Raw genomic sequence first — 12,328 nt, forward strand, 5'->3', positions numbered from 1 at the left:
CGCCTTCTCGGCAACGAACTTACGGATTTCCTGGGCAATTCTCCGATTCGACGCTTTGCCCCGTCCTTTGTGGACAAGGCCCACGGCTCCCTCCTTACGATACCGATTTTTCAGTCGAATCACCTGCCGGTAGCTCAAACCAAGGACTTCTCCCGCCTCCCGAACCGTGAACGCTCCGGCCACTGCCTGCTTGATCACAAACGCTCGCCGCGCTTCCTCTGCCTTCATGAGTACGTCACCACGTGTCTTCATGGGATGACATTTCTATTGTCCCAGACAGGGGTGACAATATCATTGTCCGGTAACATCGCAAAAAAAGTTGTTGACAGCTGGGGGGCATATCTCTAAAGACCGTCTTCGCGCTGCGGGGCACTGCTCCAAAGCCACAGCGGGGTCGTAGTTAAGACGGTTATAACGCCGGCCTGTCACGCCGGAGGCCGTGGGTTCGAGTCCCATCGGCCCCGCCACGAGAAGATAACGGTCCAGAGGTTCTCTGGACCGTTTTTCTTTTGTGCTGCCGCGCAGGTGACGCCCCAAGATGGAGCGAGGGGCCGGGAGGCGCGCAATGGTCTCTTCTCGCGGAAAACTGGAGAAGCGGACGGCTGGGGGGATGGAAGGCGCTTGGGTGATGATCCCCATCGGCCCCCATGCTGATGGGGCTAAGAGAGCGGGAACTCGGACCTGATAGAGTCCCCGCCGATTTTTTTCTGGCGTGCTTTGGTTATTTCCCAAGCATGATGCGGATGATTTCTTTGTCCGTCTCGCGCATGCCATCCCGCCCCAAGCGGCTGATGTTGTGGATGGTGTTTTCCACGCCTTTGGAGACGATGCCGTCACCGCCGTAGAATTGCTGCCCGTGCTGGAACATGAGGAAGCCAAGGATGCCGGCTTCCACCGCCAGGGCGATCTTGGCGGCGCAGGACGGCTTGGCGCCGTCGCAGACGATTCCGGAAGTCATGGCCAAGGCGTTGACGATGGTATGGGCGATCTCTTCAAACCGGCCGCCATGCAGCCAGGCGATGCCTGCCCCAGCGCCGCAACCGGCGCTTACGGCCCCGCAGTAGGCGGACAGCCGGCCGATGCCGGTCTTCTGGTGGATGGTGACCAGGTTGGAGACCACCAAGGCCCGCAGCAGCGCTTCCCGGTCGGCCCCCAGTTCTTTGGCGTACTCCACCACAGGCACGGACGCGGTGATTCCTTGGTTGCCGCTGCCGGAAACGATCACCACCGGTAGGTGGCAGCCGCTCATGCGGGCGTCGGAGCCTGCGGCGGCCAATGCCTTGGCGCGGACTTTGATGTCATCTCCCCAGCATGCAAGGAGTACAGACCCGATATTGGCACCCCAGTCTCCCCGCAATCCTTCCATGGCAATGGCTGTATTGCAGTCGATTTGGGCCTGCAGCACAGGTTCCACGAGGGCAAGGTCCACGGATTGGGCAAAATCGAGGATGTCGTGAATATTGAGCAGAGAGCGGTCTGCTTGCGGACTGGCGGCGGCATCCATGCAGTCGTGGTTGTCAGCGAGTACGATGTTGTCTTTGGTCACTCGGACAATGTTGGTGTGGTAGTGGGCGATGCGTACGCTGGCGTGCTTTTCGCCGGCAAAAACCGTTATCACCAGGTCAAAAACGAGCCCGCTGGCGCTTTCGGTTACCTGGATTTCTTGCTGGCGGAGAAAGTCCCGGATTTTTTGCCGATCAGTGTCGTCCACCGCAGCGAGCACATCGAGCACTTTCGCCGCATCTCCCGCGACGATGCCTGCGGCAGCGGCGGCTTCGAGGCCTTTGAGTCCTCCTGTGTTGGGGACGATGACGCTTTTGGCGTTTTTGATGATGTTGGGGCTGGCCTCGACAATCACCCGTGAAGGCTCGGTCCCGAGTACCTCACGAGCACGCGCGGCGGCGTAGGCGATGGCCACTGGCTCGGTGCAGCCGGTGGCGGTGATGAGCTCTTCGCGCAAAATGGCGCAGTAGGTTTGATAGCGCAGGTCGGTGGCGTCCATCGTGCTCTCCCGTGGCAGCGTTTTGGCCCCAGCCCTCCGAAGGGCCGCTTGGCCGCAACCCCATAGTAGATGCGTCTGGCGCTGCCTAGGGCTTGGAGTCCTCCTGCGTGCGCGGAGCGTCTTTGGGCCGCAAAACCGCGATGGGCTCGCGGACGCCCAGTACTTCGGCAAATTTGAAGCGCTCGATGGCTGCTTGCGAGATGGTTTGACCTTTGCGCATGAGGGTTTTGCCGTTGGCGGTGACCACCGGCTCGGCGAGCACCATGCCTTCGCGAAGCTCGGCGATGGGAAGCCGCTCCACGTGCTGACCTTGTTGGGCCGCGAGGTACCACTGCAGGGCGCCGAGCACTCGAGGATCGTAGATCTCGGGATGCTGTTCCATGTGTGCTACGATGTGGGCGTCTTCTCCTCGGCTTGCGGCGTCAGTGTAGTCCAAGGCTACCTTGAGGATGCGTGCGCCCAAACAGGGATTTTTTTCCAGCGGCGCTTCTTGGTCCGCCACCATTTCGGCGATCTCTTCCAACCGGGGAAGGTTGCGGAGTAAATTGGCGGCAATGGCCGGATGCATGAGGAAAATCTGCTCTTCCTCCGGAGACAAGGCCTCGCCGGCCAAGCGGCGCTCCAAGATATCTTGAGGCAGGGAAAGACAGCCGATTTGGCTGAGCATGGCTGCGAGCTCGTACTTCCAGATCGCCTCCACGCCGAGGAATTTGGCCATGGCCACGATCAGCGCCTTGGCGCGTTCTCCCCGGCCGTAGGCCGTGGGATTGGCCAGTTCCAAGAGCTCGGACATGACCTGCACGCAGCCGCGCAGCGTGCCATGGAGGAGCTGTTTTTCTGCAATCAGGAGCCGGTGCTGTTCCAGGGCGTCGGTGAGGGCGCGCATGAGGGTGTCCGGAGGACAGGGCTTGAGGAGAAAGCGGAACACGGCCCCGTGGTTCACGGCCTTCATGGCATTGTCGATGTCCGCGTAGCCGGTGAGCATGATGCGTACCGTTTGTGGCCAGCGGTTCTTGACTACCTTCAGGAGTTCGGCGCCGCTCATATTGGGCATGCGCATGTCCGCCACGACGACGGCAAACTCTGCGGCTTCGAGTTTTTTGAGGGCGGACTTTGGCCCTTCGGCGGTCTCCACATCAAATTTGCCGCGCAAGTTGCGCCGGAAGGTGTCGAGAACGAACTTTTCGTCGTCCACAAATAAAATCCGTTCGGGCATGGGGATACTCCGTTCGCTTGAAAGAGGTCCTGCGTGAGGCCGGCGGACAGTCCCTCGAGGGGCCGCCGATTATGGCGTGCGGGCCCTTCAAGGGGCGGCATCTTCTTCCGGCTCTGGGGGCCGCGGCAGGAAGATGGTAAATCGGGCCCCTTTGCCTGGGGAGCTGGTGCAGCGGAGCTCGCCGTTGTGGCCTTGGGCGATGATGCGCTGAGCGATGAAGAGTCCCTGGCCGGTACCCTCCCCCACAGGCTTGGTGGTGAAAAAGGGTTCGAAAATGCGCTGCCGCACGGCTTCGTCCATGCCGGGGCCGTTGTCTTCGATGAGGATTTCCACGCCGTTGGATACAGCGCGGGTCATGACGTGGATGTGTCCTGGAGTCTCTTTTTTGGGCGAGGCCGCGATGGCCTGCGCGGCGTTGACGATGATGTTGACAAGGACTTGCGTGATTTCTTGTGGGGCGCAGGGTACGCGGGGGAGCGATGGATCCAGGTCGGTGGTGAGCTCGGCCGCGTATTTCCAGCTATTGCGGGTGAGCGTCGTGGCGTGCTCGATCAGTGCGTTGATATCCGTGGGCTGATGCTCTCCCCCTGGATGCGAGAAGCGGCGCATGGAATCCACGATATGGGCGATGCGGTTGATGCCGTCTTCCATCTGCGTAAGGACCGTGGGGATTTCTTCGAGAAAGCCAAGAACATCCTCTGGAGGTTGCGGGAGCGTGCGGGCCCATTCATCGATGGCGGTACAGGCATCTCGGAGATACCATAGATTGCCTTGAACGTACTGGATGGGCGAGTTGATTTCGTGGGCGATGCCTGCAGCCAACTGTCCGATGGCCTCCAGTTTTTGGTTTTGGAGCATCTGGGTCTCGAGGATTTTGCGCTCGCTGATATCGGCGACGATTCCCTCGATACGGTCTTCCTCCCCGTTTGGTTTGCGGAGCAGCCGGGCGCTCACTAGCCCGTGGAAGTGGCTGCCGTCACGGCGTCGGAAAAGGATTTCTTTTTGCTGCACCGCCCCGGTGGTGCGGAGTTCGTTCAGGACAGCTGCCCGGTCCTCGGGGCGAGCGTAAATTTGGTTCGTGATGTCGCGCACCTCGGCAAGCATGACTTCCACGGAAGGGTACCCGAAGATTCGGGCCGTGCTGGGATTGGCCGTGAGCAGTCGGCCGTCGGGGGTGATTTGGAAGATCCCCTCAAAGGCGTTATGCACCATGGAAGCATACTTGTGTTCCACCATTTCCATGGTGGCTTTGAAACGTTCCAGTTGGGTGACGTCCCGCAGCACGCAGAGATGTCCGCGCCACTCGCCGTCCGGGGCAGTGACCGGCGTGCGGGTGACGATGAAGCATCCAGGGATAGCCGGAAAAGAGGTGGGTGCGGTTTGGGGATGGTTGGGGAGAGGCGGCGAACACAACGAACACCCCAAGAGCTCGGCGCATGGCCTGCCGAGGATGTCCTGTAATGGCAGGCGCACAAGGCGGGTCATGGCCACATTGGCCCAACGCACCCGGCCTTCGGCGTCGGTCTCGAAGATGGCGTCGGGGATGGCGTTGAGGACGCGCTCCAAGTCGGTCTTGGCGGCGGCAAGTTCCTTTTGGGGGGTCTGGATTTCGGTGGACGCGTTCATGACATGAAAACGCCGCCCGGAGGCGGCAAGGAAGGGTTTTTTAGGCCGGCCAGCCAGGGGATGCGAGGTGCCCTCCACTGGCGGTCACCAAAAAACAGGCGCATCCAGGCAGGCTCGCGGCCAGACGCAGAGCTTCGCGTGGCGGCATGAGGGAGAGGGCCGTGGCCAAGCCGTCGGCCTGCATGACGGTGGGGGCGACCACCGAGACACTGCGCACATGCTGGGGGGAGCGGCCGGAACGCGGGTCCAGCAGGTGGTGGATCTTGGAGCTTACAGGGTGTTCATACCCTCCGGAGGTAGCTACCGCACCGTCGCGCATGGCGATGGTGGTGGGATAGTGCCCCCCCTTGTCCGGATCCTCGATGGCGATGATCCACGGCCGGCCAGACACGCGCCCTTCTGGGGATCCTTGGACACGGATGTCGCCGCCGGCGTCCACGAGGAAGTGGGCGATGCCGTGCGCGCGCAGAGTTTGCGCAGCTGCGTCGGCGATATAGCCTTTGGCCACTCCGTCCAGGGTAATGGCCATGTCGTGAGCGAGTGCAATATGGCCGCTTGCCATGCGGATTCGCCCGCTATCCACGAGGGCCAAGGCCTCTCGGAGGTCTGCGGGGTCGGGATTTCCCTGGGCGCGCTCCAAGAGGTCGAGAACCGGGGCGATGGTCATGTCAAAGCGCCCGGCCGTGGCCTTATGGAGTTCGAGGCCATATTCCATGACGGTCTGGAGTTCCGTGGGAATGTCCCGCAGCTGTCCGTGGGCGTTGAGCGCCGAAAGGGGGGTCGCGGGATTGTAGCGGCTCAGTACTCCATCGAGACGGTTGATGGTGGCGAATGCCGCGTCAATCGCTTCCTGGGCCTGGTGGGCCGAAGGGGCGACCGCAGTGATGCCCACGATGGTTCCGAGCAGGAGGCGCTCCTCCTGGACCGAGGGCAGGTCTGCCGCAGCACAAGGCAGCGCGCGCAGTATTGGCGCTCCAGCCGTGGCTGCGGTGCAGGCCGCAAGGAGGTGGAGGGCTTGACGACGATTCATGGTGCGCATGGTGCTTCTCCTACGCGTTGAGGTCCACCACGTGGGTTTCTTCCGGAATGTGCGCGGGTTCGGTCTCCGGGGCGGCGGAGACGGTCTCGGGCTGGAGGCAGCGCAAGATGGAGCGTGGACACGTGGTCACGCAGATCTCTGCACAGGAGGGGCCGTAAGCCAGGCAGGCTTTATGGTCGATGACGATGCGGTTGTCCTCGATGGTGACGGCCTTGGCCGGACACTTTTTCACGCAGGCCCCGCAACTGATGCACCCTGCCTCGCAGACTTCTTTGACGGCCTTGCCTTTGTCCTTGGAGGAGCAAAAGATCATGACTCGCGCCCGGCGGGGGATGAGTTCCAAAATACCGTTGGGGCAGGTGCGCACACAGGTGCCGCAGCTGGTGCATTTGGCCGGAGAAATGTGGACCATGTGGTCTTCGATCCACATGGCGTCGAAGGGGCAGGCGCGCACGCAGTCCCCAAAGCCGATGCAGGAATAGCGACATGCGTCCGGGCCACCATCTAAAAGTTTGGCCCCAGCGCAGGTGGTGGCTCCGGCGTAATCGTATTTGCGGGCCACCTTGCCTTCCACTTTGACGCAGCGGCGGAAGGCCACCATCGGCTCCACGTCCCCGGCGGCCTTGCCGGTGAGCTCGGCCACATGCTTGGCTACATCCGGCCCCCCGGCGCAGCAGCGGTTGGGAGGGACGTCCGGATCGTTGAGTACTGCCGCAGCGTAGGCTTCGCACCCGGCGAAGCCGCATCCGCCGCAATTGGCCCCAGGCAGGGCCTCGGTGACCACCTCAATGCGCGGATCTTCTTCCACGGCCAAAAGTCGCGAGGCCACGGACAGGATGCTGGCGGAAACAATGCCCAGGCCGAACAAGGTGACAACGGATTCAGCAATCATGGGACGCTCCCGGGGTTAGGCGATCATACCTTTGAAGGCCAAGAAGGCGAGGGACATGATCCCCGCCATGACCAGACCACTGGGCACGCCCTGCATGGAGCGCGGCAGGCGCGTCACCACGAAGCGCTCCCGGATGCCGGCCATGAGCACGATGGCCAAAAGAAAGCCCAGAGACGCGGCGATGGAGTAGAGAAAGGACGTCCAGAGGTCGAACTCTTTGCGCTGTACTAGGATGGCGACGCCCAAAACTGCGCAGTTGGTGGTGATGAGGGGAAGAAAGATGCCCAAGCTTTTGTAGAGCGGAGGAACCATTTTTTTGAGAAACATCTCGACGAATTGCACGAGAGATGCGATGACGATGATAAATACGATTGTCTGAAGGTATCCCAAATGAAATGGGTTCATGATGTATTTTTGGATGAGAAAGGTGAACACCGTTGCTAGTACTGTCACGAAGACAACGGCAGCGCCCATGCCGATGGCGACGCTCTTTTCCTTGGAGCATCCAAGATACGGGCAATTGCCCAAATACTGCGCCAAGAGGATGTTGTTGACGAAGATGGCGGAGATGAAGAGCAGAAAGATTTCCATGGGGAGCTCCTTGCCTTAGGCCTTGGCGCCCAAGCGTTCCAAGCGTTTTTGGGCGGCGATCTCGTCCATTTTCTTACACGCCATGCAGCCTTTGCATCCAGCATCCAGGTTGGGGTCCACATCAAGCCCCTTGCGTTTGGCCTGCCAGATGGTGAGGAAATTCATGCCCGCCAGGATGAGCCCGAGACAGACAAAGGCGCCAGGCGCCTGCACCATGAAGGTGAAGGGGTGGAAACTCGGTCCGAACACGTGATGGCCAAACCAGGTGCCTGCGCCGAAGACTTCCCGCAGGCTGCCGAGAAAGGTGAGCGACAGGGTGAAGCCGATGCCCATGCCCAAGCCGTCGGCCATGGCCAGATGGGGTGGGTTTTTGGCGGCAAAGGCCTCGGCCCGTCCGAGGATGACGCAGTTGACCACGATGAGCGGGACGAAGATGCCGAGCTGCTGGTAGAGCGGATAGGCAAAGGCCTGCATGAGCATCTCCACGGCCACCACCAGGGACGCGGCGATGGCGATGAAGCAGGCGATGCGTACCTTTTTGGGAATAATTTTTCGCACTAAAGAAATAATCACATTGGAGAGGGTGAGTACGAAAATCACCGCCGCACCCATGCCCAGGCCGTTTTCCGCGCTGGTGGTCACCGCCAGAACGGGGCATAGGCCGAGCACCAGGCGAAAGGGCGGAATTTCCTTCCAAAGTCCTTTGGTGAATTCGGAGGTTATGGAGCCCATAGTGTACTCCTATTGCCAGGTGGTTTTGATGGAATCTTTGAGTGTAGCGTACCAGCCGGCGACCTGTTTGACGGCTTCCGTGGCGCCGATGGATGAGTAGGTGGCGCCAGAAATGGCGTCGATGTCGCCACCTTCTTTCTTGAGTTTGGCCTTTTCAAGGATCCGCCCTTTGAACTGCTTGGTAAAGCCGGGCTCAGCCACTCGGGAGCCGATGCCCGGGGTTTCCTTGTGGGTGGTGATGCTGATGCCCACGACTTTGTCGGTAGTGGTATCGATACCGACGATGACATTGACGTCACCACCATACCCCTTGCCCGCGCCTTCCATGGCGATGGCCTGCAGTTTCCCGTTTTTCATGACCGGAAAGACCAAAATTTCTTCATTGGGGCCGCCGCCGGGCTTGGTAAATTTTTTCCGGTCAGCGATAGGGTCGTTGTCGGCATCGAAGAAGACCTGCTGGATGGCGGGTTTTTGCACGTAGGTCAGGACCTGCTCTTCGATGATGGGCGTGGTCCATACCTTGAGGCCCGAGAGGACAAAGCCCGCCAAGCCGGTGATTGCCGACAGTACGACGATCATGCGGACGATTTCCATCATGGCGCCTACCTCCCGCCAAAAGGCTTGGGTTGGATGAGGTCAAGAAGCGGGGTACAGAGGTTGGCCAGAAGTACGGCAAAGGGCGCTCCATCGGGGTAGATGCCGTACACCCGAATGAGGATGGTGAGCGCGCCCGCCATGAGGCCGAAAAGTATCATGGGGATGCGGAATACAGGCGATGCCGAGGGGTAAGGCAGGAGAAAAAACGCCGTGAACATTGTGGTGCCGGCAAGGAGATGGAAGAGGGGCGAGGCGTAGAGCTGGGGATCGATGAGCCAATAGATAAGAGCGGTGCCGAACACCCCGGCAAGGTACGAGACAGGGATGTACCAGCGGATCTGCCCCATGCAGAGGAGTGCCACGCCTGCCGCCAGTACCAAGCCCGCCTGGGAGGCGCCGAGGGCGCCGAGATTTTGGCCGAAAACGAGGCTGGAGAGAGAGATGCCCGAGATGGCCTCCACCCCGAAATATTTCAGCTCACTGAGCGGTTCCACCAAGTCCCAGCGCAGCAGCATGCCGTTGAGATCCATGTACGCAGGCCAGGAGACGGTGAGCACGCACCACCCCACCGCCGGGGCGCATACCGGGCTGCCGCCAAACCCGCCGAAGACCATACGGCCGAGGATGATGGTTACCGCGCTGCCCACCACCACCAGCCACCATGGGGCGGTGGCGGGCAGCAGAAAGGCCAGGAGGATGCCGTCGGCCAGGGCGGTGAAATCATGGGCCGACGGAGACTGCTCCATGAGGCGCTGGATGAGGGCTTCGGTGATGACTGCGGTCAGTCCGGCCACAGCCAGGACCGTCAAGGCGTCGTAGCCGAAGCGGTACACGCCCAAGAGGGCTGCGGGCACCAAGGCCACAAGCAGCCGGTACATGTCGCCGGTCACGGTTCTGCCGCAGTGCCAGAAGGGCGGCGCCGTGACGGTGTGCAGAGAAGGGGATTGCTGGCTGACCATGCGTTGTTCCTCGCTGTGTTGCTATTCGTCCTGCAACCGGCAGGTGGCTACGAAGGCGTCCTGCTCTTCCAATTTGTGTTTGGCCAGACGGATATACTGGAGCACTGGCCGGTTGGCCGGGCACACATAGGTGCACATGCCGCACTCCACGCACGCCGCAATGTGTCGAGGCCGGGTTTCTTCGAACAGGGCGAATTCGGCATAGCGGGAAAGCATGCCCGGCTGAATGCGTGCGGGGCATACCAGGACGCACTCTCCACAATTGATGCACGGATTGGGGCCCACCTGGGGGTAGCGTCCCGGGGGAACGATGGTGATGGCCGTGCAATTTTCCGGCACGCCAATATCCAGCGAACTGATGGCTTCGCCGGTCATGGGACCGCCCAGGGCCACCGTGGCCCCGGCAGGGACCTGCACACCGAGGGCGTCGAGGACCTCGACGATGGGCGTGCCCGTGGGGACGCGCACTGCGTGGCCTTCCACGGTGAGCACCGCTTCAGTGAGCGGAAGGCCCGTGGTGGCCACGCGTCCCACCCGATACAGATCCGCCACGGAGATGACGTCCGTGGCCTCGGGGTTTTCCGATCCCGTGGCGGTTACGGCCACGAGGGCGTCCAGGGTAGAGGGGTACTGCGGGTCGGCCTCGACGACATGGGCGCCGTGCAGGCCGTATCCCGAGCCGCGGGCGACCACGAGATGGACATTGCCCGGACGGACGGCCCGCTCCAGGAGGTTGATGCCTGCATCCAAGGTGGCGCGTTCGTCGCGTAAAAGCTGCTCGCTAAGGAAGGCTCCGGGCTCGGGGTTGAGGCCGTTGACCACCACGGTCCGCGAGGGGTGGAATCGGGAGGTGTCGATGCCCATCTCTCGCAGCCAGCGGACGAGCGCTTCGTCGGCGAGGTTCTTGTGTTCCGCACGTCCTGGCCGTTCGGGTACCGGCGCCTCTTTGCCTTCTCCGGGGGAGGGGATGGGGCCGATGATGATGGCCTCCGGCAGAATATCTTCGACGATGCCGTCAATGGTGGCATGGACGAAGCCCACACCGAATGGACCAGAAGATGTGGTCTCGGCGAGAACCTGGCCTTTGCCCACCACTTGCTTCTTTTTCACCGCGGGCGTGTGCCCTCTGCCTAGGGCGATACGCACCCGTTGGGGAGCGGGGATGCTCCGGATGCTGTCCGAAAGGGGAGTTGCAGTACTGAGTTTTTTCATGCCGTCCTACCTGGTGTGACAACGTTTGCAGGACTTATCACCAAAGGGGCCTTTACCTGCCTGCTCATGGCATTGCATGCACTGGCCATGGAAGGAGTCCATGCGGGCCGGCAAGGGGATGGTGTCGGACTCGTAATGGCACGAGGCGCACGGCGGTTGTTTTGCCGCGTTCGTTCCTGGCATGAAGTCATGGCACGAGGTACATCCTGCTATTTTTTGATCGTACATATCTTCATGGCAGGACTGACAGCGGGCATGCACGGCATCCCGCAGGGCAGGCGCCGCTCCGTCGGCCGCCGGGCCATGACAGTTTTTGCAGGCTTGCGGCTCGTCCTCAATATCCGGGCTATGATGGCAGTCGGTGCATGCAGAGGCATAGTTATTGGCATGAGCATCATGGTCGTACTTGATGGTGCCCATTTCCGCATGATGGCATTTGGTGCAGCTCTCTTTGGGCAGGGTGCGCTGGTGAGCTGCCGAGAAGGTGGTGTTGAACTCCGTGGCGTGGCATGCCCCGCAGGGCAAAGGTTCTTTTTGAGTGGCAGGCATGTCGTGGTGGCATGCTGCGCAATCTTTGCCCATGTTTTTGACGTAATCGATATGGCGTGCATGGGTAAAGACAACAGATCCACCTTTATTCTCCAGTCGTAAACGGACCGGGATTTCGTTGGATGGTACCTGACGGGCAAAATTGCCCACAAGAACGAGGACGAAAACGCCACACACGATGCCGATGGGGAGATAGCGCTTGTTCAAAGCAGTGTCCTTGTGTTCCGGTTTGACAAAAAAATGGACTTTTGCCTTCCGAAATTTACATTTTCCATAAAAGATACAAACCTTCGAAAGAAGGTTGCAGGTCATCTATCTAAGAAGGAAGCGGATGTAAAGGGGTTTTTTGAAAAAAAGAGTGCGGGTGGGAAGGGGAGGAAAAAAGTCGATTATCGTTTTATTTTTGAGAAGTCGTGCCGACCCCGGAAGGGGTCGGCACAGGCGTTTAGTTCATGAGCACCCACTGCCCGTAGGCGTTGCGGCACGCCTTGGTATGGATGGTTTCCGGCTGGCCGGAGGCGTCACGGCCGGTGAGGGTGAAATCGCGGCAGATGTCGTTGTTGGGAGCGGTGTAGGCCGGCGCTGGTGTCACTTGGTAGGCGCGGCCGGTGTCCGGATTGACCCAGGACGTCGGCTGGCCGGAAGGTGAGTGCTCCAGGGCGGTGGAAATCTGCTGCCGGTCGTACTTATCCAGCTCATTGCCCACGATGTAGCCGAGGAGCGTGCCTACGGCAGCGCCGATGAGGGCGTTTTGGCCGCGTTTGCTCTTGGGGCCCAATTGGCCGCCTACGGCAGCGCCTCCTAGGCCGCCGATGATCGCGCCGGTCTGGCCTTTGGTGGCGCAGCCGGACGGTAGGGCGAGCACGGCGGCCATGAGGAGTATGCCAAATGTCTTCTGCATGGTGACCTCCAT

The 12,328-nt window shown here is 60.9% G+C and carries 13 protein-coding genes and 1 tRNA gene; 1 reads left to right on the forward strand and 13 read right to left on the reverse strand.

Annotated elements, in window-relative coordinates; genetic code table 11:
• A partial coding sequence (locus BR00_RS00005) for a helix-turn-helix domain-containing protein (RefSeq protein WP_496475576.1) occupies nucleotides 1-252 on the reverse strand: 252 nt, incomplete at its 3' end.
• A 138-nt stretch (nucleotides 253-390) separates the two neighbouring features.
• Between BR00_RS00005 and BR00_RS00010 the strand changes: the two genes are divergently transcribed.
• Nucleotides 391-467 (forward strand) — tRNA-Asp (locus BR00_RS00010).
• 254 nt (nucleotides 468-721) lie between these two features.
• Here BR00_RS00010 and BR00_RS00015 read toward each other — a convergent pair.
• From BR00_RS00015 to BR00_RS00070, 12 genes are all read right to left on the reverse strand, one after another.
• Nucleotides 722-2,002, reverse strand: a complete 1,281-nt coding sequence (locus BR00_RS00015) for an L-cysteine desulfidase family protein (protein WP_496475577.1) — start codon at nucleotides 2,000-2,002, stop codon at nucleotides 722-724.
• Between the two features lie 85 nt (nucleotides 2,003-2,087).
• Nucleotides 2,088-3,218, reverse strand: a complete 1,131-nt coding sequence (locus BR00_RS00020) for a response regulator (protein ID WP_496475578.1) — start codon at nucleotides 3,216-3,218, stop codon at nucleotides 2,088-2,090.
• 87 nt (nucleotides 3,219-3,305) lie between these two features.
• On the reverse strand, nucleotides 3,306-4,844 hold the full coding sequence (locus tag BR00_RS00025) for a two-component system sensor histidine kinase NtrB (protein WP_496475579.1): 1,539 nt from the start codon (nucleotides 4,842-4,844) through the stop codon (nucleotides 3,306-3,308).
• A gap of 40 nt (nucleotides 4,845-4,884) precedes the next feature.
• Nucleotides 4,885-5,883, reverse strand: coding sequence for an FAD:protein FMN transferase (locus BR00_RS00030; RefSeq protein ID WP_496475580.1), 999 nt, complete (start codon nucleotides 5,881-5,883; stop codon nucleotides 4,885-4,887).
• Between the two features lie 10 nt (nucleotides 5,884-5,893).
• Entirely contained in the window at nucleotides 5,894-6,775 is an 882-nt protein-coding gene (gene rnfB / locus BR00_RS00035; RefSeq protein WP_496475581.1) for an RnfABCDGE type electron transport complex subunit B, read from the reverse strand.
• A gap of 15 nt (nucleotides 6,776-6,790) precedes the next feature.
• Nucleotides 6,791-7,366, reverse strand: coding sequence for an electron transport complex protein RnfA (locus tag BR00_RS00040; RefSeq protein WP_496475582.1), 576 nt, complete (start codon nucleotides 7,364-7,366; stop codon nucleotides 6,791-6,793).
• 15 nt (nucleotides 7,367-7,381) lie between these two features.
• Complete coding sequence (rsxE, locus tag BR00_RS00045) at nucleotides 7,382-8,098, reverse strand: electron transport complex subunit RsxE (RefSeq protein ID WP_496475583.1); 717 nt, start codon at nucleotides 8,096-8,098, stop codon at nucleotides 7,382-7,384.
• A gap of 9 nt (nucleotides 8,099-8,107) precedes the next feature.
• Complete coding sequence (gene rnfG / locus BR00_RS00050; protein ID WP_496475584.1) at nucleotides 8,108-8,695, reverse strand: RnfABCDGE type electron transport complex subunit G; 588 nt, start codon at nucleotides 8,693-8,695, stop codon at nucleotides 8,108-8,110.
• A 5-nt stretch (nucleotides 8,696-8,700) separates the two neighbouring features.
• Nucleotides 8,701-9,654 (reverse strand): RnfABCDGE type electron transport complex subunit D, encoded by a 954-nt coding sequence (locus BR00_RS00055; protein ID WP_496475585.1) that lies wholly within the window; start codon nucleotides 9,652-9,654, stop codon nucleotides 8,701-8,703.
• Nucleotides 9,655-9,675: 21 nt separating this feature from the next.
• Nucleotides 9,676-10,866, reverse strand: coding sequence for a 4Fe-4S dicluster domain-containing protein (locus BR00_RS00060; protein WP_496475586.1), 1,191 nt, complete (start codon nucleotides 10,864-10,866; stop codon nucleotides 9,676-9,678).
• A 6-nt stretch (nucleotides 10,867-10,872) separates the two neighbouring features.
• Complete coding sequence (locus BR00_RS00065; RefSeq protein ID WP_496475587.1) at nucleotides 10,873-11,622, reverse strand: cytochrome c3 family protein; 750 nt, start codon at nucleotides 11,620-11,622, stop codon at nucleotides 10,873-10,875.
• A 238-nt stretch (nucleotides 11,623-11,860) separates the two neighbouring features.
• Nucleotides 11,861-12,316, reverse strand: a complete 456-nt coding sequence (locus tag BR00_RS00070) for an RT0821/Lpp0805 family surface protein (protein ID WP_496475588.1) — start codon at nucleotides 12,314-12,316, stop codon at nucleotides 11,861-11,863.
• Nucleotides 12,317-12,328: the final 12 nt, after the last annotated feature.

The organism is Thermodesulfomicrobium thermophilum DSM 16697 (genome assembly GCF_059568695.1).

Coding starts and splice junctions, on each gene's coding strand:
- BR00_RS00015 (WP_496475577.1), bottom strand. CDS start 2,002: ATGGACGCCACCGACCTGCGCTATCAAACCTACTGCGCCATTTTGCGC.
- BR00_RS00020 (WP_496475578.1), bottom strand. CDS start 3,218: ATGCCCGAACGGATTTTATTTGTGGACGACGAAAAGTTCGTTCTCGAC.
- BR00_RS00025 (WP_496475579.1), bottom strand. CDS start 4,844: ATGAACGCGTCCACCGAAATCCAGACCCCCCAAAAGGAACTTGCCGCC.
- BR00_RS00030 (WP_496475580.1), bottom strand. CDS start 5,883: ATGCGCACCATGAATCGTCGTCAAGCCCTCCACCTCCTTGCGGCCTGC.
- rnfB (WP_496475581.1), bottom strand. CDS start 6,775: ATGATTGCTGAATCCGTTGTCACCTTGTTCGGCCTGGGCATTGTTTCC.
- BR00_RS00040 (WP_496475582.1), bottom strand. CDS start 7,366: ATGGAAATCTTTCTGCTCTTCATCTCCGCCATCTTCGTCAACAACATC.
- rsxE (WP_496475583.1), bottom strand. CDS start 8,098: ATGGGCTCCATAACCTCCGAATTCACCAAAGGACTTTGGAAGGAAATT.
- rnfG (WP_496475584.1), bottom strand. CDS start 8,695: ATGATGGAAATCGTCCGCATGATCGTCGTACTGTCGGCAATCACCGGC.
- BR00_RS00055 (WP_496475585.1), bottom strand. CDS start 9,654: ATGGTCAGCCAGCAATCCCCTTCTCTGCACACCGTCACGGCGCCGCCC.
- BR00_RS00060 (WP_496475586.1), bottom strand. CDS start 10,866: ATGAAAAAACTCAGTACTGCAACTCCCCTTTCGGACAGCATCCGGAGC.
- BR00_RS00070 (WP_496475588.1), bottom strand. CDS start 12,316: ATGCAGAAGACATTTGGCATACTCCTCATGGCCGCCGTGCTCGCCCTA.